Here is a 26,566-nt window from a genome sequence, read left to right on the forward strand (position 1 = left end):
AACATCCGGGTGGGTGCCGCGCCGTCGTGAAGCCGGTCACCGGCCGGACCCGGGCGTGCTCGGGCGGCCTCTCAGCCGGTGCGGCCCACCCCCCTCGACCAGCTCGCGGACGCGGGCGGCGCAACCCCAGGAGAGGCTGACGCCGTTGCCACCGTCGCCGTAGTCGTGCACGACGAGCGCGGACCCCAGCCGCTCCGCGTCGCGCGCGCGGCGCTCGTGAAGCCCGCGGGGACGGCCGCCGGGTCGACGGCGCGCAGGTCGGGGATGATCCGGGCCTGCGGGGGGATCTCGTCGAAGCCGGGGACGGCGCTCACCGACAACGAGGGGATCAGCCGGACGCCGGACGCGGGGTCGGTGGCGAGCTCCTGGAAGACGCCGAGCGAGTGCACGGTCCAGGCGTGGGTGTCGGCCATCGGCTCCTGGAACGACGGCCCCCACAGGGCCCCGGCGACCACCGATGTCGTCTCCAGGGGAGGCCGGTCGGCGCGGACGGTGACGTCGTGGCCGGCCTCGGCGAGGGTGACGGCGGCGGTCAGCCCGATCACCCCGGCTCCGACGACGAGAACGCTGCTCATGCGAGCCACCCTGCCCGGCCCGGGGCCGGCCGTCGTGGACGAACGAGAACCGCGGGAGGAACGGAACCGACAGGACGCCGACGACAGCGGAGCGTGATGTCGTCGTAACCCGGACATGGTGGGATGCGCGTGAGCGCCGTCACCCGGACGGCCGGCGGGAGGACTGGGACTCGATGGGCTCGCACGCCGCGCGCTCCGGGCGGTTCCTCTCGGTGTGGTTGCCCGCGGTGGTGTTGGTTCCCGCGGTGCTGGCGGGGGTCGCGCTGCTGTGGCCGGGTCCGCGGATCGGGGAGGACGTCGGCTCCCGCGCGTCGGCGGCGCTGACCGCGGCCGGGCTCGCCGGGGTCCGCGTCGCGGTCTCGGGCCGCGACGTCGCGCTCACCGAGGTCCCCTCGGGCGCCGTCGACCGGGCCCGCGAGATCGTGGCCGGGGTCGCCGGCGTGCGGTCGGTCGAGGCGGCCCCGGGCGTACCGGACGGGCTGCCGGCACCCGCGCCGCCGGGAGCCGCGGCCGAGCTGGCGGCACTGGTCGCGGCTGCGCCGGTGACGTTCGCGGCCGACAGCGCGGTGCTCGACGGCGCGGCCGCGGAGACGGTGGCCGGCGTCGGGCGGTGGCTCGTCGCGCATCCCGACGTACGGGTCCGGCTGACCGGCCACGCCGCCGACACCCCCGGCCCGGCCGAGGTGGCGCTGGCGCTGTCGCAGCAACGGGCGCAGGCGGTCGCGGAGGCGTTGCGCGCCAGCGGTGTCGACCCCTCCCGCGTCAGCGCCCGCGGGGTGGGCGACGCCGACCCGTTGCCCACCCCGGCAGCGAGCAGGCGGGTCGAGATCGGCGTCGGGTAGGAGGTCGGGGATGGCGTGGCTGTTCGGTGAGGTCTGGCTCCTGTGCCTGGTGGCGTTCCTGCTGGGTGCGGCGGTCACGTGGGTGGCGTTCGTGGTGCCGGCCCGGCGCGCGGTGCGTCGTCGGGCGACGTTCGGTCACGGCTGGACCGCAGCCGCCCCGACGACGCCCTCGCGGGGCCTCGCGCGGCCGGTGACCGCGCGACCCACGCCGACGCCGGAGCCGCCGGGTGGGCCCGGCTCGGCCCTCGCGGCTCTCGACGCCTGGGACGGTCCCGTCGGCGGTCGCCCGGGCAGCGCCGAGGCGGCGCTCGGCGCCCTCGACGAGCTGGGCGTCGGACGGCCCCGGGAGCAAGCCGGCCCCGAGCCCGCGGACGCGCGCCGTCCCGCGGACGACGCCTGACAACGACCGCGGCCCCGCCGCCTCGCACGACGCCTGACGAGGAGCGCGGGCCCACCCCGGACGCACGTCGGGCGCGCCCCCCGAGGAGACGCGCCCGACGTCGGCAGGAGTGGATCAGCCTGCGACCGTCCAGGTGTCGCGGCCGTTGAGCAGCGACTGCAGGTCGGCCGAGCCCTTCTCCTTGGCGGCGGCCACCTGGCTGCGGGCGGCGTCGTCGTAGGTGCTGCGGTTGACGTCGCGGAAGATGCCGGTGACCGTGTGGTTGAGGTCCTGGTCCGACAGCCGCGACAGCGCGAAGGCCAGCTCGTGGTTGCCCGCGTCGTGCACGAGGATCCGCGACGGGTCGACCGACGCCGCCTCGACGACCTTCAGCGTCAGCCCGTCGGCCACCACGGCGTGCGTGCCCAGCCCGTCCTCGGCCGCGGGGCCGAAGCGGATGGGCTCGCCGTGGGTCAGCGGGATGAGGCGGTTCTCCTTGTCGTCCTTGCGCAGGACGTCGAAGCTGCCGTCGTTGAAGATCGGGCAGTCCTGCAGGATCTCGACCAGTGCGGTGCCGCGGTGCGCGGCGGCCGCGCCCAGGACCGCGGTGAGGTTCTTGCGGTCGGAGTCGATCGCCCGGCCGACGAACGTCGCGTCCGCGCCCAGCGCCACCGAGATCGGGTTGAAGGGGTGGTCGATCGAGCCCATGGGCGTGGACTTGGTGACCTTGCCCTGTTCCGAGGTGGGCGAGTACTGGCCCTTGGTCAGCCCGTAGATCCGGTTGTTGAACAGCAGGATCTTGAGGTTGACGTTGCGGCGCAACGCGTGGATCAGGTGGTTGCCGCCGATGGACAGCGCGTCGCCGTCGCCGGTGACGACCCAGACCGACAGGTCGGGCCGGGTGATGGCCAGGCCCGAGGCGATCGTCGGGGCCCGCCCGTGGATCGAGTGCATCCCGTAGGTGTTGAGGTAGTACGGGAAGCGGCTCGAGCAGCCGATGCCGGAGATGAAGACGGTGTTCTCGCGCTTGATCCCCAGCGTCGGCAGGAACGACCGGACGGCGGCGAGCACGGCGTAGTCGCCGCAGCCGGGACACCACCGGACCTCCTGGTCGGAGGTGAAGTCCTTGGCGGACTGGGGATGCTCGGCCGTGGGCACGTTGTCGAGCCCGCCGATCCCGGGCAGCCCGAGGTCGACGAGCGCGCCGAGCGCCGGCGCGATCTGCTGGTCGGTCATTCGTCCACTCCCTGTGGGGCGGGGCCGCGTTCCCCGGACGACGGATGGCTGCCGTCGAGGTAGCCGAGGAACACGTCCTGCAGCTCCTCGGCCTTGAACGGCAGGCCCGACACCTTGGTGTAGGACTGCGCGTCGACGAGGTAGCGCGCCCGCAGCAGCATGACGAGCTGGCCGAGGTTCATCTCGGGCACCAGCACCGTGCGGTAGCTGCGCAGCAGCTCCCCGAGGTTGGCCGGGAACGGGTTGAGGTTGCGCAGGTGCAACGTCGCGATCTTGTGGCCCATGCCGCGGACCCGGCGGGCCCCCGCGACGATCGGGCCGAACGTCGAGCCCCAGCCGACGACGAGGACGTCCGCGTCGCCGCTCGGGTCGTCGACCTCCGCGTCGGGGACCCGGATGCCGCCGATCTTCTCCGCGCGCAGCCGGACCATGCGGTCGTGGTTGTCGGGCTCGTAGCTGATCGAGCCGCGGCCGTCGGCCTTCTCCAGGCCGCCGATGCGGTGCTCGAGCCCGGGGGTGCCCGGCACGGCCCACGGCCGGGCCAGGGTGTCGGCGTCGCGCAGGTAGGGCCAGAACTCGTCGGACCCGTCCGGGGCGTTCGGCTCGGTCGCGAAGTTCGGGTCGACGGTCCCCAGCGCGGAGGCGTCGGGCACCTTCCACGGCTCCGAGCCGTTGGCCAGCGCCCCGTCGGAGAGCAGGATCACCGGGGTGCGGTAGGTGACCGCGATCCGGGCCGCCTCGATCGCCGCGTCGAAGCAGTCGCCGGGGCTGCGCGGGGCGATGATCGGCAGCGGGGCCTCGCCGTTGCGGCCGAACATGGCCTGCAGCAGGTCGGCCTGCTCGGTCTTGGTCGGCAGCCCCGTCGAGGGACCGCCGCGCTGCACGTCGACGATCAGCAGCGGCAGTTCGAGCGCCACGGCCAGGCCGATCGTCTCGGACTTGAGCGCGACCCCGGGACCCGACGTCGTGGTGACGCCGAGCGACCCGCCGAAGCTCGCCCCCAGGGCGGCGCCGACGCCGGCGATCTCGTCCTCGGCCTGGAACGTCGTGACGTTGAAGGCCTTGTGCTTGGACAGCTCGTGGAGGATGTCCGACGCCGGGGTGATCGGGTAGGAGCCGAGGAACACCGGCAGGCCGGTGACCCGGCCGGCGGCGACGATCCCGTACGCCAGCGCGGTGTTGCCGGTGATCTGGCGGTACGTGCCGGGCTGCAGCTTCGCGGGCGCGACCTCGTAGGTGACCGCGAACGACTCGGTCGTCTCCCCGTAGGCGTGTCCGGCGCGGAATGCGAGGATGTTGGCCTCGGCCAGTTCGGGACGCTTGGCGAACTTCTCGCGCAGGAACCGCTCGGTGCCCTCGCTGGGCCGGTGGTACATCCAGGAGAGCAGGCCGAGGGCGAACATGTTCTTCGCGCGCTCGGCGTCCTTCTTGGAGAGCCCGGTCTCCTCCAGCGCGCCGCGGGTCAGCGTGGCCATCGCGACGGGGTGGACCTGGTAGGGCTCCAGCGAGCCGTCCTCGAGCGGATCGGCGTCGTAGCCGATCTTGGTGAGGTTGCGCTTGGTGAACTCGTCGGTGTTGACGATGAGGATGCCGCCGGCCGGCAGGTCGCCGATGTTGGCCTTGAGCGCGGCCGGGTTCATCGCGACGAGCACGTCCGGCCGGTCGCCGGGGGTGACGATGTCGTAGTTCGCGAAGTGCAGCTGGAACGACGACACCCCCGGCAGGGTCCCGGCAGGGGCCCGGATCTCGGCGGGGAAGTTCGGCAGCGTCGACAGGTCGTTGCCGAACGTCGCGGTCTCGGAGGTGAACCTGTCACCGGTGAGTTGCATCCCGTCGCCCGAGTCGCCGGCGAACCGGATGACGACGCGGTCACGGGTCTGGGGCGCTGGGACGTCGGAAGAATGCGGGATGTCACCGACGTCGATGTCGCCTGTCGTCATGTCGAGGTCAGTCCTCGGGTTCGGGGAATTCCGTCACCCGAGATTAACTCCCCAACCCCCCCGATGTCCCCCTCGCAGAGGGGAGGTCACAGGCGTGTCCGGTGTGCTACCGCGTGCTGATCTTGGACCGCAGCGCCGTGAGCCGTTCGCGGAAATCGTCCGAGTTCACGGTGACGGCCTGCGCGCGGACCTCGACCTCGGTCGCCTGCGCGTGGGTGAGGTCCGCGGTGACCCGCAACGTGGACTTGGTCGTCGTGATCAGGCCCCGGTCGGCCGCGGCGGCGCGGCCGGCCAGTTCGAGCGCGCCCGCGAGCAGGGCCTCGTCGGACTCGTAGCGGCGCCACACCAGCCCGACGCGCTCCGCCTCGGCGGCGTCGAGCACGTCGCAGAACAGGGTCATCGCCGCGGCGCCCTGCGCGCCGAGCGCCCGCTGCACCATCCACGTGTAGCCGCCCCCCGGGTGCAGCCCGAGCTGGGCGAAGCGGGTGTCGAACCGCGCCGTGGGGCCGGCCAGCCGGACGTCGCAGGCCAGCGCGAGGTTGAGCCCCGCGCCGACGGCCGCGCCGTTGACCGCGGCGAGCGTCGGCAGCGGCGAGTTGGCCACGGCGAGGAAGCCCGAGTACACCTCACGCAGCACCGCGTGGTCGGCCTCGGCGAGCTCGGCCAGGTCACCGCCCGCGCAGAAGGCGGGCGCCTCGCCCGTGACGACGATCGCACCGACGCCCTGGTCACTCTCGGCGGCGTGGACCGCGTCGACCAGCTTGCGGGAGAGGTCCAGGTTGAGGGCGTTGCGGCGGGACGGGTTGGACAGCGTCAGTACGGCGACGCGGTCGGTGACCTCGGTCCGGATCTCGGCGTGGGCGTCGGTGCTCATGCCGACATCCTGCCCGGCGGGTTACCGTCCGATGGTGCCCGGTTCGACGATCGAGACCTCTGCCACGCCACGCCCCGTCGCGCATCCCGACGCCCCGGCGCCCGGCCGGCACCTCGGGGAGCACCACGTCGACTGCTTCGCCTGCGGCACCGGGGTCGACGGCCTGCACCTGGACATCGTCGCCGGCGAGGACCTCACGCTGACCGCGGTCTTCGAGGTCACGACCGAGCACCAGGGCGCGCCGGGGCTGGTCCACGGCGGCCTCGTGGCGGCGGTGTTCGACGAGGTCATGGGCGCACTGCAGGTCTTCCTCCAGGAGCCGGCGGTGACGGCCTCGCTGACCACGCAGTACCGCAGGCCGATCCCGGTCGGCACCCGGCTGCACGTGACGTCGCGGCTCGACCGGCGTGAGGGGCGCAAGCTCTGGGTCAGCGCCACCGGTCGGCTCGGCGCCGCCGACGGCCCGCTGGCCGCCGAGGCCGAGGCGTTGTTCATCGTCGTGCCGCAGGAGCACTTCGAGGCGGGCCGCCGGGCCGAGGTCGACGCCGCGCGCGCGGAGCCGGGGCTGCGCCCCGTGAACCCCTGACCCGGGCGCCGCGGAACGCCGGCCGGCCCTTGTCCGTTCAACCAGTGGAACCGGATCGCTGAAGGGACGCAAGGGCCGTGCACAGGCACATGAACGGGCTGAAGACCGCGCTGCTGCTGGGCGCGATGAGCGCGATCGTCGTGCTCGTCGGGTCGCTGTTCGGGCGCACGGGCCTGGTCGTCGCGGTCTTCGTCGCGCTCGGCATGAACGCCTACGCGTACTTCAACTCGGCCACGCTCGCGCTGCGGGCGATGCACGCGCGGCCCGTGACCGAGCCCGAGGCGCCGGGGATGTACCGGATCGTCCGGGAGCTCAGCGGCGCCGCGCGCCAGCCGATGCCGCAGCTCTACATCAGCCCGACCAGCGCGCCCAACGCCTTCGCGACGGGTCGCAGCCCCCGGCACGCCGCCGTCTGCGCGACGACGGGCCTGCTCGAGCTGCTCGACGAACGCGAGCTGCGTGCGGTACTGGGCCACGAGCTCAGCCACGTCTACAACCGCGACATCCTGATCTCCTGCGTCGCGGGCGCGCTCGCGTCGATGGTGAGCTTCCTGGCCAACATGGCGATGTTCGCGGGACTCTTCGGCGGCGGCGACGAGGAACGGCCCGGCGTCTTCACGACGCTGCTGCTCGCGCTGCTCGGGCCGATCGCCGCGGCCGTCGTGCAGATGGCCGTGAGCCGCAGCCGCGAGTACCAGGCCGACGCGTCGGGCGCCGAGCTCACCGGCGACCCGCTCGCCCTGGCGTCGGCGCTGCGCAAGCTCCAGCGCGGCACCCAGCTGGCCCCGCTGCCGCCCGACCCGCAGCTGGTCTCGCAGTCGCACCTGATGATCGCCAGCCCCTTCCGCGCGGGCGAGCAGATGGCCCGGCTGTTCTCGACGCACCCGCCGATCGAGGACCGCATCCGGCGCCTCGAGGAGATGGCCCGCCGGAGCTGACGGGCGGGGCGAGTCAGCCCTTCACGTACGCCAGCTTCTCCGCGACCAGGCCGTCCCGGACGGTGAAGACGTCGACGCCACGGACGTGGCCGTCGCCCCACTCGTACCGCCAGCGCGCGACGACGCGGTCGCCCGCGGCGAACACCTCCTCCGTGGTGAACGTGCCCGGGCCGGAGAACAGCTTCTCCCACGCGGCCCGCACGTCCTCCTGCCCAACGTGCCGGGTGCCGTCCGGGGGTGCGGTGTCCTCGAACACACAGTCGACGGTCATCGCGGCCATGACGGCGTCGACGTCGCGGCGGTCGAACGCGTCGTTGAAGCGCGCGACCGCGGCGAGGGCCGCGGCGCCGTCGGGGTGCGGGGTCATGGCGTCCTCCCGAACATCGCCAGCAGCCGGTCCTGCGCGCTCGCGTCGGCGCCGACGGGCGTCTCGGGTCCGATGACGCCGATCTCGCGGTAGAGGCCCTGGGTCGGGCCGAACCAGGCCAGCACCGCGTCGACGGCGCCGACGTCGAGCTTCTCGTCCTCGCCCAGCGCCCGCGCCAGGTCCCAGGCGTGTACGAGGTGGTCCGCGGCGAGCTGGGTGACGTACTCGCGGGCGGGCCGGTCGCCGAACGAGAGGTGCACCGGCTGCTCGGGGTCGACGGCCTCCACCGCGGCCAGCGCCGCCGCCGCGGCCTCGTCGAACGTCGCGATCGGGTCGGCGCCCAGCAGATCGCCGTCGAACCGGTCGCCGACCTCCTCGATCGTCGCGCCGCCGAGCAGCGGCGGGGTCCAGCGCTCCTCGTTGACCAGATGGTTGACCAGGGCGCGCGTGTCCCACTCGGGGCAGGGGGTCGGTGCGCCCCAACGGCCCTCGGCGAGGTGGACGCGGGCCGCGAAGTCGGCGCTCGCCCGTCGGTAGATCTCGGCTGCCTGCATGTCACTCACCTCGTGCGTAGTCGGATGCTCCCCACCAGTCGACCACCACGACGGGCTCGTCGCCGACCACCCAGGCGTCGTGTCCCGACGGCAGCGCCGTGACCTGGCCCGCGACGGCGTCGAACTCGGTGCCGTCGGCCGTGCGCACCCGCAGCGTCCCGCTGACGTGGTACTGGAAGTGCGGCGCCTCGCACAGCTCGGTGCCCGCGATCGGCCGGACGTCGGTCGACCAGCGCCAGCCGGGTTGCAGCGTCAGCCTGCCGATGTCGGCGCCCGCGACCCGCAGCAGGTCGAGCCTGCCGTGGGGGAACTCCCGGGTCTCGGTGGGGGCGGCGAAGTCCTGCTGCTCGTGGCTCATCTCGTCCTCCCTGGTGGTGGCCGCCTCGGTGGTGGCCGGGCGCCGACCCTCGCGTACCGACCTTGCAACCGGATGGCGGCTGATGGCGGTCGCGCGACGCGAGGACGATGTCGGCCGTGACGCCCGGTGTCCGGTTCCAGCTGCTGGGGCGCTTCCAGGTGCATCGCGAGGGCGCGGAGGTGGCGCCCGCGGCGTTCGGCGGCCGCAAGGTCCGGACGATGTTGCGCGTGCTCGCCGTCCACGACGGCGACCTCGTCCCGCACGACGTGCTCGCCGACGCGCTCTGGCCGCAGCGGCTGCCGGCCGACCCGCCCGGGAACCTCGGCGTGCTGGTGAACCGGGCCCGGCGCGCGGTCGGCGACCCGGGCGTCGTGCTCACCGGGGCGGGCGGGTACGCGCTGGGCCGCTGCACCGTCGACGTCACCGAGTTCCTCGGGCACGTCGCCGCGGCCCGCACGACGGGGCCCGGCGAGGCGCTCGACCGCTACCGCGCCGCGCTCGCGCTGTGGGGTGAGCCGCTCCCGGAGGACGCCTACGCCGACTGGGCCGAACGCGTCCGCGACCGGCTGCGGCGCGCACACGTCGAGGCCTGCGAGGGCGCCGCGCGCGCAGCGCTCGCCGTCGGCGCTCCCGGCGACGCGGCCCGGTACGCCGCCGACGCGGTCGCCGCCGATCCGTTGCGCGAGTCGTCGACGCTCCTGCTGGCCGAGGCCCTCGCCGCGGTCGGGGACCGGGCCGGTGCGCTCGCCCGCCTCGACGAGCTGGGCCGGGCGCTGGGCACGGAGCTGGGGGTGGCACCGTCGGACGCGGTGACGTCGCTGCGGGAACGCCTGGCGCGCAAGGGTGTCGGCGTGCCGTCGCCCGGCGGGCGGGGGCGCCGGCGCCCCGCGGGGGAGCCCGTGGGCCGGACCGCCTTCGTCGGGCGCGACGACGAGCTCGGGCGGCTGCGCGCGGCCCTCGGCGCCGGGCGCGTCGTGGGGCTGGCCGGGGGAGCGGGTGCGGGGAAGTCGCGGCTGCTCGCCGAGCTGGCGCGGACGCTCGGGGTCCCCGTCGTCGCCGGGCAGGCCTACCTGGCCGAGCGCACGGAGACGTGGGGTCTCGCGCGGTCGTTGCTGCGCGAGGCGGTGTCGCTGGACGCGGGGATCGTCGACACGCTGCCCGCCCGCGTCCGCGACGCCCTCGCCGAGCTGCTGCCCGAGCTCCTGCCCGTCCCCGAGGGCCCGCCGGTGGTCCTGGACGGCGAGACCCGGCGCGCACTCCTGCTCGCCGGCGGGCTGCGCCTGCTGACGGCGGCCGGCGCGCCGCTGCTCGTCGACGACCTGCAGTGGGCCGATCCGAGCAGCCTGGCCCTGCTCGGCTCCGTGCTCGCCCGCGTCCCGACGCTGCCCGCGGTGCTCGCGTTCCGGCCCGCCGAGATCGACGGCGACGCCCTCGACGGGATCCGGCATGCCCGCGGCCTGCCCGTGATGACGTTGCGCCCGCTCGGCGCGGCAGCGCTGGAACGGCTGGTCGACGACGCCGCGCTGGTCCGCGCGTTGACCGACGGGACCGACGGCACGCCGTTCGCCGTCGTCGAGGTGCTCCGCGGGCTCGCCGCCGCGGGCGACGTCGTGCAGGTGGGCGGGCGCTGGCGGCCGACCGCGCCGGACGCCGCGGGCCGGGCGGGCGAGCTGGCCAGGGCCGGGCAGCGGCGTGGCATCGCCCGCCGCGCGGCCCGGTACCGCGACCGCGACGCCGATCTGCTCGCGCTCGTGGCGATCGCAGGTCGGGAGGTGCCCGCGGGGACCGTCGCCGCGGCGCTGGGTGCCGACGGCCGCGACGTCCTCGACCGGTTGGCCGCCCTGGCCGCGGACGGCCTGCTCCGCCTGGGCGACATGGGCTGGGCCACCGCGCACGACCTCGTCGCCGAGACGGTCGTCGCCGGTCTCGACCGCGCCGACCGCGGCCGGCTGCACGGGCTGCTCGCCCGCGCGCTGGAGGCGGCCGAGGCGGACCCGTCCGACGTCGCGCGGCACCACCGGGAGGCGGGCGACACCGGCGCCGCCGCCCTCGCCTATGCGCGCGCCGCCGCGTCCGCCCTCGACGCGCACGCGACCCGCGAGGCGGCCGCACTCGCCGACGCGGGGCTGCGCCTGCAGCCGCGCGGTGCCGTCGCGGCCGAGCTGCACGAGTACCGGGCGGCCGCGAGAGCAGCCCACGGCGACATCGACGGCGCCGCCGGCGACCTGCGCGCCGCGCTGACGGGTGCGCCCACCGACCGGTCCCGGCGCCGGGCACGGCTGGCCATGCTGTCGTCGGGCGCGCGGGACCCGTGGGCGGCGGCCGACCTCGCAGAGCTGGCCCTCGTCGAGGCCGGTGACGATCCCGCGGCGAGGGCGTTGGCCCTGGAGACGGCCGCGATCCTCGACATGAACCTCGGCCGTGCCGAGCGGGCGGCCGCGCGTTCCGAGCAGGCCCTCGTCCTCTACCAGGAGCTCGGGGACGGACAGGGCGTCGCCCGCATCCTCGACGGCCGGGCGATGGCCACGTTCCTCGACGGCCGGATCGCCGAGGGGGTGGAGCTGTTCGGGCGGGTCGCCGACCTCTTCGCCGGATCGGGCGACCTGCTGCGCGTGGTCACCCCGCGCTCCACCCGCGGTCACGGTCTGGTGTTCCTGGGCCGTCCGGAGGAGGGGCTCGCGGAGACCGACGCCGCGCTGCGGCTTGCGCGCGAGCTCGACTCGCCGGAGGGCGTCGCCTACGCCTGCTGGCACCGGTCCGAGGCGTTGTCGGCGGCGGGCCGCACCGACGAGGCCGAGGCGACCGCGCGGGAGGCGCTCGACGTCGCCCGCGCGCTCGGCCACCGTGGCTGGACGGCCACGGCCCACCGCGCGCTCGGCATCGCCCTGCAGACCCGCGGCGACCTCGACGGCGCCTGCGCCCAGTTCACCGAGTCCGGCCGGGTGGCCGGCGACTCGCTGACCCTCTTCGCGTCGTGGGCCGCCGCCCGGCTCGCGCAGATCGCGGTGGCGCAGGGCCGCGAGGCGTCCGACCTCGTCGCGAGGGCCCGGTCGATCGGCCCGCCGCTCGGTCACCTCGAGATCCCGGAGCTGACGCCGAGCCGGTGAGCCCGCGCCTCCGCAGCAAACCGTCGGTGCGGTGGGCCATGCTGTGCCGGTGGACCCGGCGACCGTCTCGACCACGACCGAGTACGGCGTGCTCGGCGTGCGCGACGTCGACTTCTCACTCGAAAGGTTCCCGCCCGCGCCCGATCTGGCGTCGCTCGTCGAGCGGCACTGGCTGGTCACGTGGGAGCTGCCGGAGGGGCGCAGCGCGTCGGTCACGCTGCTGCCGCACCCCTGCGTCAACCTGGTGCTCGACGGCGGGGTGCTGAGCGTCGCGGGCGTGGGGCTCGACCGGTTCACCTACACCTACCGCGGCGTCGGCCGGGTGTTCGGGACCAAGTTCCGGCCGGGGGCGTTCCTGCCCTTCCTCGGGTCGCCGGTCTCCGCGCTCACCGGCTCCGGGATGCTCGCCGAGCAGCTGTGGGGCCCGCCCGCGGCGGCGCTCGCCGCGTCGATGACCGGCCCGGTCGACGAGCTCGTCGCGCAGGTCGAGGCGTTCCTGCGGGCGCGGTGGCCGGAGCCCGACCCCAACGTCGCGCTCGTCGGGCGGATCGTGGCCGACCTGCTGCACGACCGCACGACCACCCGGGTCGACGACGTCACCACGCGGTTCGCGATCCCGTCTCGACGGCTGCAGCGGCTGTTCGCCCGCTACGTCGGGGTGAGCCCGAAGTGGGTGCTGCGCCGCTACCGGCTGCAGGAGGCCGCCGCCCGGCTGGCCGAGGAACACGATCGGCCGTGGGCCGAGGTCGCCGCCGAGCTGGGCTACTTCGACCAGTCGCACTTCATCCGCGACTTCACCGCCGCGATCGGGATGACGCCCGCCGCCTACGCCCGCGCCTGCCACCGCAGGGAGGCGCCGATCGCGACGTAGCGGCCGATCGGCGCAGCGCACGACGGCCGGACGGCCCACGACCTGCGCGTTCCGGTTGACCGCCCCGTCCTTCGGACGGACCCTGCGACGATGACGACACCGACCTCCCGACCACGCCGGGCCCGCCCGGTGGCCGTCCGGGGTGTCGGGTGAGCCTCACCGCCTGGCTGGTCATCGCCGCGGTGTGCGTCGTCGCCGGGCTGGTCCTGCTGGTGCTCGACCGGCGTCGGTCGGCGCGGCGGCCCGTGCCCGCGCCGCCCACCCCGCAGCCCCCGGCGGGCGACCCGCCGCAGGTGCCGCGGCAACGCAGCGGGCCCGGCGCGGTCGACGACCCGGAGGAACCCGGCTCGCTGTTCCGGCCCAACACCCCACCCTGATCAGCGGGCGCGGCCCTCGGCGACGTTCGTCGTCGAGCGGTGCGGGGTCACCGCGCCGTGGGCGGGTGCGACGCAGGCCGTGGCGCGACCGTCGCCGCCCGTGCGCAGGGTGCCGAGCGAGGCGGCACAGTCGGCGGGATCGGGTTGTTCGACGGCGACGAGCGTCGCCGGGTCGTGAGCGGGTGTGTGCGTGGCCGAGTGCGAGTGCGGGTGCGCGTGCCGGATGTGGGTGACCATGTGCCCGAACGCCATCGCCTCGTTGCCGACGTACAGCGCGATGCACGCCGCGACCACCACGAACGCCAGCCGCGCGACGATCCAGCGGGCAGTAGTCCCGGTCATGACGTCCCCTTCCCGCGCCGTGCCTCGTACACAGGAAAGGGTCGCCCGGTGAGCGTCCGGATTCGCTGGTGAAGCCCCCCGAATCGGCTCGGCGCCACCCCCCGCGACGGGGGTGGTGCAGGCCCCACCCGCGGCCTGGTGCTCGCCGCCGCGGCACGGATCGGGAGCGTCCCGCGCGGCGCGTCGTCGGGGGTGGCGGAGGACCCGGGCCAGCTGCGCGAGGCCCCTAGGGCCGGAGGTCGCCGGCATCCCCCTGGTGCGCGGCCAGCACCGTGGCGGCCAGCGCCAGCCGATGGTCGTTCGTCCACGGTGGCCCGAGTGTGGCCCGGGGGCCGTGCAGGACGTCGTGGGCGCGGTCGCCGAGGAGCGCCGCCGCCCGCGGCTGCGCGTCCTTCGCGTCGAACAGGTGCACCGCCCAGCCGCGATCGCGTGCCGCGGCGTGGAGGACCTGCAGGTACATGACCGAGTCGGCACGGGACTCGTACGGCGCGCGGCGCACGGTCGCGAGGTCGGTCGGGAAGCCGGCCGGCCACGCGCGCAGCGACAGCGAGACCACCGGCTCGTCCAGCGCCGCGGCGATCGCGTCGAGCGCCCGTGCCGTGGCCCTGGCCGCCGATGCCCGGACGACGGCGAGCATCTCGGCGAGCGCGGCGTCGTCGAGGCCGGCGCCGTCGTGGTGCACCGGCGCGACCGGCGTTCCGGGCTCGACCAGCTCGATCCGGCGGCGGTCGGCGACCCGGTGGTCGTCCGAGGCCGCCACCGCGACCGCCCAGCCGAAGTGGTGGGCGATCCCGATGCGCATGCCGCATCCTGGCACCCGGCGCACGGCGACCCGGTGTTGCGGCCCGGTGTCGGCGCCCGGCGGCCTGCGGCCCAGGGTGTTACGGTCCGGACCAGCACGTGGTTGCGCCCAGGGTTCCGCCGCCGCCCGCCTCACGACCGACAACGAGGGCGTTCCGGGTCTGGACCGAGCGGCGCCACGACGGGTCCGCCGCTCGCGCACGGCCCGCCGAGACCTGATGGGACAAAAGCCCGGAGGGCTCCGATCCGACGTGCCCGCCCCGGCGGGACCGACGCCCGGGAGCCCGCATGGCCGCAGCCGCTTCGCCCGCCCTCACCGGCCCGCTCGTCGCCATCACCCTGTTCGCCGCGCTCCTGCACGCGACATGGAACGCGATGGCGCACACCGTGTCCGACCGACTCGTCGGGTTCGGGCTGATCGGCCTCGCGTACACCGTCGTCGGGGGAGCGGCGGCGATGGTCCTCGGGCCGCCGCCTGCGTGGGTGTGGCCGTACGTCCTCGCCTCGGCGGCACTGCACGTCGTCTACAACCTGATGCTGCTCGCGAGCTTCCAGCTCGGCGAGTTCAGCCAGGTGTACCCGATCGCGCGCGGGACGGCGCCGTGGCTGGTCGCGCTCGTGGAGGTCACCCTGCTCGGCCGGAGCCTGCCGACGTGGCAGCTCGTCGGCGTGCTCGTGATCTCGACGGGTCTGGTCAGCCTCGCGCTGGACGGCGGGCGCCCCTCGCGCCGCCAATTGCCCGCGATCGGCGCGGCGGTCGCGACGGGGGTGTGCATCGCGTCGTACACGGTCGTCGACGCGCAGGCCGTGGCGGCGACCGACGTGCTCGGCTACGCGGCCTGGATGTTCCTGCTGCAGGGCCCGTGGCTGCCGCTGGTCGCGGTCGCGGTGCGCAGGCGGGCCGTCGCGACCGCCGGCATGTCGACGGTGTCGCGCGGCCTGCTCGGTGGCGTCGTGTCCCTCGTGGCCTACGGGCTCGTGCTCTACGCGCAGACCAGCGGTGCGACCGCCGCCGTCGCCGCGCTGCGGGAGAGCAGCATCGTCTTCGGCGCGATCATCGGCAGCCTCGTGCTGGGCGAGGGCTTCGGGAGGTCGCGGATCGCGGCGGCGGCCGTCGTCGTCACCGGGATCGCGCTGATCAACTTCTGACGCCGGCGGGCCGGCCGGCGTGATCGCCGGCCGGCCCGGGCGTCAGCGGTAGTTGGTGAACTGCAGCGCGATGCCGAAGTCCTTGCCCTTCAACAGCGCGATCACGGCCTGCAGGTCGTCCTTCTTCTTGCCGGACACCCGCAGCTGGTCGCCCTGGATCTGGGCCTGCACGCCCTTGAACTTCTCGTCACGGATGGCCTTGCTGATCTCCTTGGCCTTGTCCGACGCGATGCCCTGCAGGATCTTGCCGCTGACCTTGTAGGTCTTCCCGGACACCGCCGGCTCGCCGACCTCGAAGGCCTTCAGCGAGATGTTGCGCTTGACGAGCTTCTCCTTGAAGACCTCGACCGCGGCCTTGAGGCGCTCCTCGGTCTCGGACTCCAGGGTGATGGCCTCCTCACCGGACCAGGCGATCGAGGTGCCGGTCCCACGGAAGTCGAAGCGCTGCGACAGCTCCTTGGCGGCCTGGTTGAGCGCGTTGTCGACCTCCTGCCGGTCGACCTTGCTCACCACGTCGAACGACGGGTCGGCCATGAGCACCTCCTCCTGCGGCCCCCCTGTGCGGGGGCCGATCACGTGCTGTCGTATCCTTCTGACCGCGCCCAGCGCACCCCGGCAGGTTGCCCGAGTGGCCAAAGGGAGCGGACTGTAAATCCGTCGGCTTAGCCTACGAAGGTTCGAATCCTTCACCTGCCACACCCTGTGAGAACGGCCCCTGAACTGCGGAAACGCGGTTCAGGGGCCGTTTTGCTGTTGTCCGGGTGTGTCCGGCTCCGGACCCCTGTTTACGGGTGTTCGTGGTCGCTACGCGGTCGCGATCATGAACGGCCATCGCCGAGCGCTTCCTCGATCCGACGGCGGGCGATGTCGTCCTGGCCCGCGATGCACTTGGCGTAGACGCGGAGCAGGACGTCGACCGAGTGGCCGGCCCAGGCCGCGACCTGAGGCGCAGGGACACCGCCGTTGAGCCATGTGGACACGGCCGCATGTCGGAGGTCGTAGGGTCGGCGCGCGAGCGGCGAGGCGGTGTCCTCGTCGGTCAGTGCTTCGACGCGGGCCTTGGCCCACAGGCGCCCGTACAGGCTCTCCGAGAGAGGGCCGCCGCGGACTCCACGGAACAGCCGGCCGTCGGGCGTGGTGCCGTGCTCGTCCAGGTGGTCGCGCAGGATCGTCGTCAACGCCGGCGGGCACGGCACGATGCGAACCTCTTCGGTGCCACGGTGCTTGAGCTGTCGAGGCTCGCGACGCGTCCCGGTCTTGCTCCACGATCGGCCGGCCGAGGGCGCCGAGGTGCTCAGGTACAGCTCACCCCATCCCGACTTGGGCAGCGACAGCGCGTCCTTGCGCAGGTCCACGGCCTCACCGGGGCGCAGGGCCGCGTAGTACATGACCGCGAAGAACGCTACGAGCGGCGGGCCCGAGCGCAGTTGCCGAACAGCGGCGAGCAGCGCCTGGGCCTGGCCGTGATTGATGACGACGCGCGGGTTCACCGCCTCGGTGATCTTGGGAGCGCGCCACTTGATCGAGGCGATGGGGTTGCCGGTCAGATGGCCCAGCTCGACGGCGTACTCGACGCAGTTGTAGAAGATCGCGCGCTTGCGGCTGACGGTCGAGGCAGAGGCCGGCTTCCCGTCCATACGCAGGGCGAGAGCGTCGAGGGCCGGCCGCAGGACGGCGGGGTCGGCTAGATCGGAGACCGGCCGGGTGTTGGCCGCTACCCAGCGTTCGGCCCGTCGTAGATGCTCGTCCGGTGGCCCGGCTGCCCGGCGTCGAGCGTTGAACGACCACCCGTAAAGAGCGGCCCGCATCGAGGTAACCGAGGGCCGGCTCTTCGTGGACGTCAGGAGTGCCGGCGTGATGGTCGCGAGGGAGTCGGCGATCCCTTGCCGGCTCTTGCCCGCGGCGTGCGGCCACTTCATGTCGACGTAGGCGCAGGCATGGTCGTACCAGCTCTGCGAGGGCATCACGACGCGGAGCCGCGAGACCGGCTGTCCGGTGGCGACGTCGAACGGCTCGCCCTGGCGGGACAGGCTCAGCAGCTCCGAGCGGAAGCTGTCGGCGAGGGCGCGGGTGCGGAAGCTGTCGTGCCAGGTCTGGCCGGCGACCACCCAGCGGACGCGGTAGGTGATGGCGCCGGACGCCCACGGCCGCTTGGAGACTCCCCAGACGCGGACGTCGTAGCTGATCTCCCGGTCGCTCATGCGGCATCAGTGAGCGCGGCGAGCCAAACGTCGAGATCGTCGCGACGGACGCGGATCGCACCGTTCGGGAGCCGGACGCAACGAGGCGCCTTCCCGACCTGCCGCCACTGGTAGAAGGTCGACCGGGCGATCTGCAGCTCGTCGCAGAGCTGGTCGACGGTGAGCTGTTCGACGACGGTCCGGACGATCTTCGCGGCGCGGGTCATGCTGCCTCGCTCTCGGTTGCCAAACAGTCGGGGTCGGGCTCGGTGGTGGCCAGGACGGCGGCGTCGTAGTCGGCGCGCCAGCGTTGGCGTTGGTGGATCGCGTGGAGCAGGAGGACGGGTCGGGGTGGGACGTCGGGGTCGCCGGCCTTGGTGGTCTCCCACTCGAACGGCCCGTCATCCACGGCGTACGCCGGCTGCACCCCGGCGCGGGCGAGCAGTTGCCGAACGAACGTCGACCGCTCCGCGCGGTGGTCGGCGAGGCTCTTGTTGGACCACTTGCGGGAGACGAGGACGCGGCGTCCGGCGATGCCGAGGTGTTCGGGTCGGTGCGCCTTGCCCTTGCAGACGCCGGGGACCATCGACGACCGGGAGCCCTTGGGCTGCACGCCGAACAGGAGCCAGATCGGGCACCGCGGAGAGCACGGCGTCACGGCCAGCTCGGCGGCCAGGCGGCGGGCGTGCGCGCGCTGCCGCGTGGTCGCGGTGTCGTCGAGGCCGGCGGCCTGGCCCACGGACTTGGTGAGGTACTTCGTGAGGTAGCCGATGTGGCGCCCGGCTTCTTCGGTGCCGCCGAGGATGCCCTTCACGTGGACCTGCTCCCCGAAGGTCACCGTGTGCGCCGGGGCGTCGAGGGCGTCGGGGTCGGTCGCCTCGTCCCACGTCGGGAGCGGAACCCGGGTGTCCGGGTCGATCCACGCGGAGGCGAGGGCGTCCCAACGGGGGACGTGGTCTCCGGTGTAGGTCTGGTGGTCGTGGGGAGGCCACCACACCTGGTGATACGTCGCCGCAGCGATCATGCGGAGTTCGGCGCGGGAGATCGTGCCCCGGATCGCAGCGTGGAAGTGCGGCGCCCCGCGGCGCTGTGGTTCGACGCTGCCGAAGTACTGGACGTCCCATCCGACACAGCGGCGGGTGTTCTGCCAGAACCGATCGAGCAGCTTGGGGAAGTGGATCGCATCGCGGGCGGCCCGGCGGTAGTCGTAGCGGTCGGGGTCGAGCGCGGCGCCGTTCTTGTCGACCCGGCCGTAGGAGTCGAGCGTGAGCGTGAGGAACGTAGACGGCCGGTAGCGCCCGCCGTAGACGGTGCCCACGGTGCGGTTCTCCACCGGCCGACGAGGGAGGTTCGGTGCGTCCTGACGGCGGCGGGTCGAGCGCTTGACGGGCAGCCGGTCGGGGCCGTCGAGCGGGGCGAGTCGGCCGCGAACCCCGAGGGCACGCAACTCGGTGTCGATCTCGGCGACGGCGTCGGCGATGTTCTCGCACTCGGTGTCGTCCCCGGCCTCCCGAGCGAGGGCGTGCGCGGCGTGCAGGTCAGCGCGGACCGCCATGAGGTCCTTCTGCGCGTCGGTCGGATCAGCTGGCTTCACGATCGGTTCGTCCTCGAGGTGCCAGCCCTGCCGGCACTGGACCATCCGCAGCCGCCGCGCCTTCTCCGCACACGGGCGGCATTTGTCCTCGCGCGTCGACCCGCAGGGAACGGGGACGACGTCGACCCGGCCGGTCGAGAGTTCGATGCGGCGCAGGGCGATCGGTCGGACGCAGACGCCGTGGTCCTCGGCGAGCTGGGCGGCGACGTCGTCGGACAGCGCCAGGAGGGCCTTCTGCGCCCGGGAGAGCGTCGACTGGTCGATCGGCCCATCGGGCAGCGTCACCAGTGGAGGGGCAGGCGCCTCGGTGGTGGTCACGCGGCCTCCCCGAGGGCGGGCGGGTCGGTGGGCTCGGCGGGGCCGGTCGGAGCGAGGGTGAGCGGAGTCGGCCGGCCAGAACTCAGGAACCCGTTCAGCTCGGTGAGGTGGGAGTCGGTCAGATGGAAGGCGCGGCCGCGCTGGACTGCCTTGCGTCCGTCGGTCGTCGTCCAGGCGACGCCGGGGGTGTCCTCGCTGATCTCGTGCGCGGCAGCGCCACGGGTCCGAGCGCCGTCGCCGAGCGCGAGGTCGACCTGGTCGGCCTCGTCGAGGCGCAGCGCGATCTTGGTCGGGAAGAGGTGGCGGAAGTCCAGGACGGACTTTCGGGGGTCCTGGACCTGCCCGAGCAGACAGACACCGGGCGCGCGGCCCTGGGAGGTGATGACCTGCAGCGCGTTGTTGGCGCGGGTCTTCAGGGCGCGGTCGGACTGGTAGGCGACGACGTCGGCGAGCTCGTCGACGACCAGGAGCACGAACGGCGTCCCGGACGCAGCAGACCAGGCGGCGGAACCGGCGCGGCGGAGCTGGTCGGCACGGGTCCGGACGAGGCCGGCGACATGGTCGAGCAGGTCGACGGCGTCGGACCCGTTGTCGAAGACCAGGCGCTCGAACAGGTGCGGTGCGCGCCCGAGTTCCATGCCGCCCTTGGGATCGATGCCGAACACCTGCACCTGTCCGGCAGCAATGGCCGGGGCGAGGTGCCACAGCAGCGACCACATCACCGACGACTTGCCGGCGCCGGTGGAGCCGACGACGAGGAGGTGGTTGCCGAGCAGGCGGGCGTTCCACGGGCGTCCGGTCTCGATCGAGCCGACCGGCACCTTGCGCAGGTCGACGTCCGCAGCGAGTTCGACGAGGGCCGGTGGCGCGATCGGGCCGCGCAGCGGGTCGGAGTGGATGAGATCGAGCCGGATGCGGCGCGGCTTGTCCTGACGCACCCGGCACGACATGGCGCCGAACGAGTGGGCCAGCGATTCGGCGCGGGCGACGAACTCGTCCGGGCTCTGCCCGTGGAGGAGGCGAACTGAGACGCGATCGCGCCAGCCGTCGGCGCGGACGCGGCGGATGCGGGGGTAGTAGTGGGTCGAGCCCGCCTTGCGGACGAGATTGGCGAACCGGGTCGTGCGCCTCCACACCCGCCCGTAGACCCAGGCGCGGCGCCACTCCGACGCGATCTGCCGGCGGGCGATCCGGTCGAACGAGTCCGGCCACTGCCACCGCCACCCCGCCGCAGCGACGACGACCAGGCCGACGGCGAGAGCGACCCACCACCACGAGGCGGTGAGCCCGAACCACAGCGCGGCCGCCAGACCGAGGAGTGTGACGGGGTAGCGGTAGACCCGACGCGCGACGAGGTCGACCAGGCGGACGGCGAGGTAGCCGACGATCACGGGCGCCGCGACGAACAGTGCCTTGCTCGGGAGCATGACCCACCAGGGCAGCCGGGGGCGTTCGACTTCCAGCGGTGCGGGAGCGGTCCAGTCCTTGCGGCTCATCGGGAACCTCCGGTGCGGCGACGGCCGGGCACGGCCGAGAGCGGGAACAACGGGTGCTGATCGAGGTGATCGGCGCAGCGGCGCCGGCGCGGGTCCGGTCGATCGACCAGGACGGCCCGGCAGACCTCGCAGCGGACCGGGATGGGCTTGGCGGTCATGCGGCGGCACCGCCCCGGACGGTCGGGCGGAGCACGACGACGGTCCCGGAGCGGGTGGCGAGGACAGTGCGCTCGTCGGGGGTGAACCCGGCGACGACGCCCCAGCGGCGGGCCGGGTCCTCCCAGCCCATGACGTCGTCGAAGCACAACGCCCGCACCCCGCAGCCCGCGCACACCTGTCGGGCGGTGGCGACGGCCGGGGAGGTGGGGTCGAGGTCGAGCGGGAAGAACAGCTCCGGGTCCACACCCCCGGCGCAGGCTGCGGCAGCGCGCCATTCACGGCCGCTCATGACGCGATCCCGAGGTCGTGGTGGTTCGACATCGCCCCGGCGGCGTCGGAGGTGGGGCGGCGTTCGGCGCGGGCGCGCCAGTCGGTGGCGGCGTCGCGCCAGAACCGGGCGCGGTCCTGCTCCTGGTTCGCGGCGTGGATGACGGCGCGGGTGAACAGCATGGACATGCCCGCGCGGTGCCGGCGGGCCATCAACAGCTGCCACCAGGCAGCGCGTCGGGCGCAGACCATCGCCAACCGATCCGCGCGGACCGCGTGCGCGAGGTCGGAGTCGGGCCGCTCGGACGCGACCGCGGAGAACCGGGCGGTCAGCTCGTCGAGGGCAGCCGTGACGCGGTCGGCGACCGGTGGCTGGTCATCCGGCCGGTGGTGCTGGTGGGTGGTGTGGGTGCTCATCTAGGGTCGATGTCCTTCCGGAATCTGTTGCCTGCCAGGGCATCCGCGGATCGAGGGAGAACGGGGACGAGCCGGCCTTTCTCCGGCTCGTCCCCACCGGGCATCACGGGTCAGGCCGCGTCCTGGTTGGCCTTGTGCGGCGCCGGCTTCGCACCGTGGTTGCCGGGCGCGCGCATCCCAGACGCGCGGAAGCTGTAGGCCACGCGGGGGCGTCCGCCGTTCTCCGCGACGTAGGGGGTGACGGTGAGACCGTCGAACTCGACCGGCCGGAACGGAAGACCGGCGGCCGCCTCCGGGGGCACCGGCTGGTGCGTGGCGGCGATCTTCACGACCACCGTCTTGTCCGCCCGACGCGCCTCAGGGTCCGCGTCGAGGACCGAGACCGACCAGACGGGAAGGCCCGACTCCTTGTCGGTCTGCTGCACCGGACGCCCGGCGCTGGACTTGTCGAAGTCGCGGACCGGTTCGACCTCGGACACCACGTAGGCGCCGTGGGGGAAGACGTCGCCCATCGTGACGGTGAACCTGCTCTTGATCGCCATCTGCATCACCTTCGTTTAGGCCCCTAAACTCGCCGGGCGGTCTGACCCGCGAGTAGTATAGGGGGAATAAACATCAAGATAGGGTGGGATGCGCGAACCTGTCAAGGCCCCCTAAACTCGGCGGCGTGTCCGGCCTCGACGACTTCGACGACGTCCGCCGCGACCCGGACCCGATCCGGCGCGGCAAGCGCGCCACCGCGCTCATGGCGATCTACCAGCAGCGCGCGACCGAGCTGGCCCGACTGCGCCGCGAGGCCATCGAGGAAGCCCACCGCAGCGCCGGCCTGACCTACACCGAGATCGCGACCGCCCTCGGTATCACCAAGGGCCGAGTCACGCAGATCCGCTCCGGTGCGCCCGCCAAGGAACGCGCGTTCTTCGGCGTCGGTCCCGTCTCCGTCGGGGTCCCGCTGCGGGTGGGCACCGACGACCGGATGCGCACCTACGTCGACGCCGCCGACCTCGCGACCCAGCAGGCCACCGAAGCCCTACTCGCCACGGTCGCCCTGGCCGCCGAACCGTTCACGATCGAACCTGACGCGACCACCATCCCCGACGGCGACGTCGTCATCATCTGCGGCCCCAAGTCCGCTCCGATCGGCGCCGAACTGCTCGACTCCGACCCGCGACTCGCCATGGTCCGCGAGGACGGCCGCTGGTGGATCGTCGACAAGACGACGGGGGAGCGGCACGGCTCCCCGATGGGCGACGACCCCGCCGGCGCCGCGGACATCGGGTACCTGTCCCGCCGCCACGACGGCGACCGGATCGTCGTGCACATCGCCGGCATCCACAGCCCCGGCTCTGGTGGCGTTGTGCACTACCTCGGTCGACACCTGCCCGAGCTGTTCGCCGGCCACGGTACCGAGTCGTTCAGCATGATCGTGCGCTGCGACCTCGACGGCACGACGGTCACCGGCAGCGAGATCGTGACCGGCCCGCTGGCCTGGTGAGGCCGACATGGACGTAACCGTCTGCGGGCGCCCCGGCGGAGACAGCGCCGACTACGCCGACCTCGCGATCGTCGCCCCGTTCGGTGTGGTCCTACTCGACGGCGCCAGCGCGTTCGAGCCCGTCGACGTCTCCCCGGTCGCATACGTGAAGACCCTCGGGAAATTCCTCACGGCTTCACTTAGTAAAAGTGACCACGTCACGGTGTCTGATGCGGTTGCTACCGCCATCGCAAAGGCCAACACGGAACTTCGCCTCAAGCCGGGAGCGTCACCGTCGAGTACCGTATCCGTTCTGCGGGTACGTAAGAACGCTATCGACCTATATGTTCTCGGCGATACCCCGATTTACTATGGTAGATCTACTGCTACGCAGATGTTGTCGGACGAGCGCCTCGCCGCAGTTGGTCAGCCTGAGCGGGAACGCTATCGCGATCGCCTACGAGCTGGCTACGGATATGATGACAAACATCGTGTTGCGCTAGCAGCGCTACAGCGAGCTGAACGCCGTTCGCGCAATGTCGAAGGTGGGTACTGGATAGCTGAGACGCTTCCCTCCGCAGCTAAAAACGGAATCTTGGTTTCAGTTGATAGGGACTCGATCGACTGGGCTGTTCTCGCGACCGATGGAGCGTCGAACTATCTAAATTGGTCTCGTCGTGACTGGTCCTTGGTCGCTCAATATAGTGAGTCGGATTTGGATCACCTTCTTGAGGAGATACACGCCTGGGAGCGCGATTTTGATCCTGACGGACTTGTGATGGCGCGAGCGAAGCGGCACGACGATAAGACAATCGCGACTGTTCGGTTCTCTTAGTTGAGAGTTCGAGTCGACTGGCTAAGTCGCTAGACCAGCTGCTGGAACGCCCCGGAACAGAAGGAGTCGCTCCGGGACAGTCCAAGATAGAACGCGGTACGCCAATAGTTCGGTCCGCGCTTTGCAAGGCAACTTCGATGCTCAGTGCCGAGATACGCCTGAACTGCTTCCTCTCCGCCTGCGTCGAAGTACATCTGTATAGCGGCTAGTCTGTCGAACAGCTCGACATTAGCTTCGCTCTCATAGTACTTTCCCAGCTTAAGTTCTTGGAAGTGATAGCGCACATCGGCTAGCGTCTTCCTGTCCACGCCGTGCTTACTGTGCACTATCTCGAACTGCACCGTCACAGAATTCCGGGTGTCTACTGCGGCGACGAGAAGCTCTTCATTGGGGAGGCGATCAAAGTATGCGTGAAGAAATCTGGGGCCACCCGGAACGTGTCGCTTATCCTGCTTAAGTCGATTGCAGCGCTCGCAAGCTGGGATCAGGTTCGAGGGCAGAACCGATAGTTCGGGGAAATGTTCCTTGGGAAGGAAGTGATCTAGCGATGCAGGTGTCCCCTGAGCGCAGAGCGGACATCTGCCACTAGCCTCCGCGAGGAGCTGGTTGCGAATGAATTCGAACGATGCACCTGTGTCGAGTAGGTCGAAGTTTGAGCGAAGCGCAATCTTCACTGACTTTGGTGCAGTCGACAATCCCGACGTGTAGTTGTCGATGCTGGCCGCGTACCGCGCATACGCAGATTTGACCTGGGGGGCTACCGCAGTCAACTGAGCGCGGACCTCAGGAGACTTTCGGCGTGCAGAGATGGCCTCGTAGTCGGCGCTGTAGTCGCGACTCGGCCTCGGCAGCGGGATCAAGTCTGTTTGCGGCCTTGAATTCTGCCGACGACGTAAGCTCTAGCTTGCGAACTCATTCGCCCACCAAACATGTCTTCGATCTCTTCCAGGGGGAATCTTTGCGCTAGCGAGTCTAGAACTCGGTGATAATCAGTTTGAGAGCTATCCAGATTGAAGACATCGCGCGTCAGAAAGCCGACATTCTCGCCGAATGTCTCATTCTCGGGCAAGCTCACACGAGTTAGTTCGCCGTACCGTTCGAGAACTCGCACGAACTGGCGCGGAATCTCTTGCAGCACGACCGGTGAGTGCGTGGCAATGACGCCGAATGAGTCACGCTGCTGTAGGGCAACAGTAACGCTTCTTAGTAGGGCAGCAAGGAGAGGGGGGTGGAGGTGCGACTCCGGCTCGTCGATCAGGACCAGAGATCGCTCCTGAAGATGCGCAATGAGCTGGACAACAATGTTAAGGACAATTTTGTGGCCGGTGCTCAGGCGATCGAGCTCACGAAGTATGTCGTCGGTTGTCGATTCATTCTGCGTGAAGACCCGTAGAGCAACTTTACTAAACGAAGGCTCTAGGCTAAGAGTGTCCAGTGCAAGTTGAAGAATTCCGCGGCGCACTGAGTCTTTATGGGATCGAGCGAGCGCACTCTGGAACTCTTCGCTGATCTCGTCGCTGTTCTTAAGGGAAGTCGTACGTCGAACAATAGTGTGGGCCCGCTTCTCTATTGACCTCGGCCTCCACGGTTCGATCTCGACCTTACGTAAGCCGCAGTAAGCATATCCGAACAGCTCGCCACGCTTTTTCACCCGCGCCTGTTCGTCCTGTGTGCGGCCAGGAAGCTCAAACGTATCAAATGCGCTGTAGGAGATCGCGATCGTCGATCCGAAGGCAAGGTCCTCGTTGCCTGGAAAGTGGCCGTGGCGCTCGCGGTGTAGCTCTTTGTCGCGTTCGCTTTGGTCAGCACTTGATACTATAGCGAGATTGGCGAGAAGTGTGGTCTTGCCAACTCCATTATAGCCGATGATCGCGTTCAGTCGATTGGGAAGGTACTTGCTTCCACCGAAATCAAAATCAATTTCAAACTCCGACCCGCCGACTTGAGAGACGAAGCGGAAACTCAGATTCGTGAGCTCTCGAACGCCGTAGTCTGAGCCGTGGAAGAAGAGTTTTGGCGAATCCTGAAGGGCGCGGACGGCGCTGCCATTACGCAGGAGCGAAACTTGATACCCGCGGTGCTGCTCTGCGGCACTTCGCTGTTGTGAAAGATAGATTACGTCTTGGAGTCCGACGAGGAACGACTCGTAGACTCCGGCGCCCAAGGATTGAACAGTCTCGTAGTAGGTGTATGCCTGTCCTAGGCTGACGAACTGTGACCCAAGTGTCGTGAATTCCTCAGGGATGCGAACCTTGCCACCCTCGGGAGGCTGGTTCAGGTCAAGAATCTTAACCTCACCTAAAGAAGCGACGTCGTCTTTTCCGAGCCATACCTCGACGCCAAACGTTGTCTTGAATCGAAAATCGTCCCAGTCGTCTTCATATAGGACCACAAACGGGTAATCGTCGGAGTAGACGCGGCTACCGTAGCTTCGTCGGTAGAATCGCACGTCGCCTCCTCTGCGTTCGGTTGATGCGACGGACCTGTGGCTCCGGACTTCCGCGCTATCCTGCCGAATCTGGCTCTAGAA

Annotated in this window: 29 protein-coding genes, 1 tRNA gene and 1 pseudogene; 11 read left to right on the top strand and 20 right to left on the bottom strand. The window is 71.5% G+C overall.

Going from position 1 to position 26,566, the window contains the following annotated elements; genetic code table 11:
• Positions 1–71: 71 nt before the first annotated feature.
• The gene (locus PSD17_RS22630) at positions 72–575 is read right to left on the bottom strand and encodes an FAD-dependent oxidoreductase (RefSeq protein WP_339124433.1); all 504 of its coding nucleotides are present in this window, start codon (positions 573–575) and stop codon (positions 72–74) included.
• A gap of 173 nt (positions 576–748) precedes the next feature.
• On the opposite strand from PSD17_RS22630, the gene PSD17_RS22635 reads away from it, so the two are divergent.
• Positions 749–1,417, top strand: a complete 669-nt coding sequence (locus PSD17_RS22635; protein WP_339124434.1) for an OmpA family protein — start codon at positions 749–751, stop codon at positions 1,415–1,417.
• A gap of 10 nt (positions 1,418–1,427) precedes the next feature.
• The gene (locus PSD17_RS22640; RefSeq protein ID WP_103381003.1) at positions 1,428–1,817 is read left to right on the top strand and encodes a hypothetical protein; all 390 of its coding nucleotides are present in this window, start codon (positions 1,428–1,430) and stop codon (positions 1,815–1,817) included.
• A 114-nt stretch (positions 1,818–1,931) separates the two neighbouring features.
• Here PSD17_RS22640 and PSD17_RS22645 read toward each other — a convergent pair whose 3' ends face one another.
• The 3 genes from PSD17_RS22645 to PSD17_RS22655 form a co-directional block, all read right to left on the bottom strand.
• Positions 1,932–3,032 (bottom strand): 2-oxoacid:ferredoxin oxidoreductase subunit beta, encoded by a 1,101-nt coding sequence (locus PSD17_RS22645; RefSeq protein ID WP_103381004.1) that lies wholly within the window; start codon positions 3,030–3,032, stop codon positions 1,932–1,934.
• On the bottom strand, positions 3,029–4,972 hold the full coding sequence (locus tag PSD17_RS22650) for a 2-oxoacid:acceptor oxidoreductase subunit alpha (protein ID WP_339124435.1): 1,944 nt from the start codon (positions 4,970–4,972) through the stop codon (positions 3,029–3,031). Before PSD17_RS22650 ends, PSD17_RS22645 begins: the two co-directional genes overlap by 4 nt.
• A gap of 106 nt (positions 4,973–5,078) precedes the next feature.
• Positions 5,079–5,846: an enoyl-CoA hydratase gene (locus PSD17_RS22655; RefSeq protein ID WP_013677578.1), complete on the bottom strand. Its 768-nt coding sequence runs from the start codon at positions 5,844–5,846 to the stop codon at positions 5,079–5,081.
• 31 nt (positions 5,847–5,877) lie between these two features.
• Here PSD17_RS22655 and PSD17_RS22660 point away from each other — a divergent pair, with 31 nt between their 5' ends.
• A complete protein-coding gene (locus PSD17_RS22660; protein ID WP_339124436.1) occupies positions 5,878–6,432 on the top strand; it encodes a PaaI family thioesterase in 555 nt (184 codons plus the stop codon).
• 77 nt (positions 6,433–6,509) lie between these two features.
• Positions 6,510–7,370, top strand: coding sequence for a zinc metalloprotease HtpX (gene htpX, locus PSD17_RS22665; protein ID WP_041760061.1), 861 nt, complete (start codon positions 6,510–6,512; stop codon positions 7,368–7,370).
• Between the two features lie 13 nt (positions 7,371–7,383).
• Here htpX and PSD17_RS22670 read toward each other — a convergent pair whose 3' ends face one another.
• From PSD17_RS22670 to PSD17_RS22680, 3 genes are read right to left on the bottom strand one after another with little or no spacing between them, the layout of a single operon-like run.
• Complete coding sequence (locus PSD17_RS22670) at positions 7,384–7,737, bottom strand: nuclear transport factor 2 family protein (RefSeq protein ID WP_013677575.1); 354 nt, start codon at positions 7,735–7,737, stop codon at positions 7,384–7,386.
• Positions 7,734–8,291 carry a TIGR03086 family metal-binding protein gene (locus PSD17_RS22675; protein WP_339124437.1) on the bottom strand — a complete coding sequence of 186 codons (558 nt, stop codon included), beginning with the start codon at positions 8,289–8,291 and terminating at the stop codon, positions 7,734–7,736. The genes PSD17_RS22670 and PSD17_RS22675 overlap by 4 nt, the downstream gene beginning before the upstream one ends.
• Before the next feature lies 1 nt (position 8,292).
• Positions 8,293–8,649, bottom strand: a complete 357-nt coding sequence (locus PSD17_RS22680) for a cupin domain-containing protein (RefSeq protein ID WP_013677573.1) — start codon at positions 8,647–8,649, stop codon at positions 8,293–8,295.
• 116 nt (positions 8,650–8,765) lie between these two features.
• On the opposite strand from PSD17_RS22680, the gene PSD17_RS22685 reads away from it, so the two are divergent.
• From PSD17_RS22685 to PSD17_RS22695, 3 genes are all read left to right on the top strand, one after another.
• A complete protein-coding gene (locus tag PSD17_RS22685; protein ID WP_339124438.1) occupies positions 8,766–11,756 on the top strand; it encodes a BTAD domain-containing putative transcriptional regulator in 2,991 nt (996 codons plus the stop codon).
• Between the two features lie 49 nt (positions 11,757–11,805).
• Positions 11,806–12,627, top strand: a complete 822-nt coding sequence (locus PSD17_RS22690; RefSeq protein WP_103382073.1) for an AraC family transcriptional regulator — start codon at positions 11,806–11,808, stop codon at positions 12,625–12,627.
• Between the two features lie 149 nt (positions 12,628–12,776).
• Positions 12,777–13,004, top strand: a complete 228-nt coding sequence (locus PSD17_RS22695; RefSeq protein ID WP_013677570.1) for a hypothetical protein — start codon at positions 12,777–12,779, stop codon at positions 13,002–13,004.
• Here the strand turns inward: PSD17_RS22695 and PSD17_RS22700 are convergent, their stop codons facing one another.
• Positions 13,005–13,346, bottom strand: a complete 342-nt coding sequence (locus PSD17_RS22700; RefSeq protein WP_013677569.1) for a hypothetical protein — start codon at positions 13,344–13,346, stop codon at positions 13,005–13,007.
• A 226-nt stretch (positions 13,347–13,572) separates the two neighbouring features.
• Entirely contained in the window at positions 13,573–14,148 is a 576-nt protein-coding gene (locus tag PSD17_RS22705; RefSeq protein WP_013677568.1) for a hypothetical protein, read from the bottom strand.
• Positions 14,149–14,435: 287 nt separating this feature from the next.
• Here PSD17_RS22705 and PSD17_RS22710 point away from each other — a divergent pair, with 287 nt between their 5' ends.
• Entirely contained in the window at positions 14,436–15,296 is an 861-nt protein-coding gene (locus tag PSD17_RS22710) for a DMT family transporter (protein WP_339124439.1), read from the top strand.
• A 42-nt stretch (positions 15,297–15,338) separates the two neighbouring features.
• Here PSD17_RS22710 and PSD17_RS22715 read toward each other — a convergent pair whose 3' ends face one another.
• Positions 15,339–15,830: a YajQ family cyclic di-GMP-binding protein gene (locus PSD17_RS22715; RefSeq protein ID WP_103382100.1), complete on the bottom strand. Its 492-nt coding sequence runs from the start codon at positions 15,828–15,830 to the stop codon at positions 15,339–15,341.
• 80 nt (positions 15,831–15,910) lie between these two features.
• On the opposite strand from PSD17_RS22715, the gene PSD17_RS22720 reads away from it, so the two are divergent.
• A tRNA-Tyr gene (locus PSD17_RS22720) sits at positions 15,911–15,992 on the top strand.
• 122 nt (positions 15,993–16,114) lie between these two features.
• On the opposite strand, the gene PSD17_RS22725 is transcribed toward PSD17_RS22720, so the two are convergent.
• The 7 genes from PSD17_RS22725 to PSD17_RS22755 form a co-directional block, all read right to left on the bottom strand.
• Entirely contained in the window at positions 16,115–17,497 is a 1,383-nt protein-coding gene (locus PSD17_RS22725) for a tyrosine-type recombinase/integrase (protein ID WP_339124440.1), read from the bottom strand.
• Positions 17,494–17,703, bottom strand: coding sequence for a helix-turn-helix transcriptional regulator (locus PSD17_RS22730; protein WP_339124441.1), 210 nt, complete (start codon positions 17,701–17,703; stop codon positions 17,494–17,496). Before PSD17_RS22730 ends, PSD17_RS22725 begins: the two co-directional genes overlap by 4 nt.
• Entirely contained in the window at positions 17,700–19,388 is a 1,689-nt protein-coding gene (locus tag PSD17_RS22735; RefSeq protein ID WP_339124442.1) for a replication initiator, read from the bottom strand. The genes PSD17_RS22730 and PSD17_RS22735 overlap by 4 nt, the downstream gene beginning before the upstream one ends.
• Positions 19,385–20,884 (bottom strand): FtsK/SpoIIIE domain-containing protein, encoded by a 1,500-nt coding sequence (locus PSD17_RS22740; RefSeq protein ID WP_339124443.1) that lies wholly within the window; start codon positions 20,882–20,884, stop codon positions 19,385–19,387. The genes PSD17_RS22735 and PSD17_RS22740 overlap by 4 nt, the downstream gene beginning before the upstream one ends.
• A 154-nt stretch (positions 20,885–21,038) precedes the next feature.
• A complete protein-coding gene (locus tag PSD17_RS22745; protein ID WP_339124444.1) occupies positions 21,039–21,332 on the bottom strand; it encodes a WhiB family transcriptional regulator in 294 nt (97 codons plus the stop codon).
• Positions 21,329–21,727: a hypothetical protein gene (locus PSD17_RS22750; protein WP_339124445.1), complete on the bottom strand. Its 399-nt coding sequence runs from the start codon at positions 21,725–21,727 to the stop codon at positions 21,329–21,331. The genes PSD17_RS22745 and PSD17_RS22750 overlap by 4 nt, the downstream gene beginning before the upstream one ends.
• 110 nt (positions 21,728–21,837) lie before the next feature.
• Positions 21,838–22,269, bottom strand: coding sequence for a plasmid replication, integration and excision activator (locus tag PSD17_RS22755; protein WP_296149513.1), 432 nt, complete (start codon positions 22,267–22,269; stop codon positions 21,838–21,840).
• Between the two features lie 125 nt (positions 22,270–22,394).
• Here PSD17_RS22755 and PSD17_RS22760 point away from each other — a divergent pair, with 125 nt between their 5' ends.
• Both PSD17_RS22760 and PSD17_RS22765 read left to right on the top strand, forming a co-directional pair.
• Positions 22,395–23,222, top strand: coding sequence for a hypothetical protein (locus PSD17_RS22760; protein WP_339124446.1), 828 nt, complete (start codon positions 22,395–22,397; stop codon positions 23,220–23,222).
• Between the two features lie 7 nt (positions 23,223–23,229).
• Positions 23,230–24,036: a PP2C family serine/threonine-protein phosphatase gene (locus PSD17_RS22765; RefSeq protein ID WP_339124447.1), complete on the top strand. Its 807-nt coding sequence runs from the start codon at positions 23,230–23,232 to the stop codon at positions 24,034–24,036.
• Positions 24,037–24,065: 29 nt separating this feature from the next.
• Here PSD17_RS22765 and PSD17_RS22770 read toward each other — a convergent pair whose 3' ends face one another.
• From PSD17_RS22770 to PSD17_RS22775, 3 genes and pseudogenes are all read right to left on the bottom strand, one after another.
• Entirely contained in the window at positions 24,066–24,383 is a 318-nt protein-coding gene (locus PSD17_RS22770; protein ID WP_339124448.1) for a hypothetical protein, read from the bottom strand.
• Positions 24,384–24,494: 111 nt separating this feature from the next.
• Positions 24,495–24,710: pseudogene (locus PSD17_RS35420) on the bottom strand (HNH endonuclease); the annotation flags it as partial.
• Positions 24,711–24,892: 182 nt separating this feature from the next.
• A complete protein-coding gene (locus PSD17_RS22775; protein ID WP_339124449.1) occupies positions 24,893–26,485 on the bottom strand; it encodes an AAA family ATPase in 1,593 nt (530 codons plus the stop codon).
• Positions 26,486–26,566: the final 81 nt, after the last annotated feature.

The organism is Pseudonocardia sp. D17 (assembly GCF_036984265.1).
Taxonomy (GTDB): domain Bacteria; phylum Actinomycetota; class Actinomycetes; order Mycobacteriales; family Pseudonocardiaceae; genus Pseudonocardia; species Pseudonocardia benzenivorans.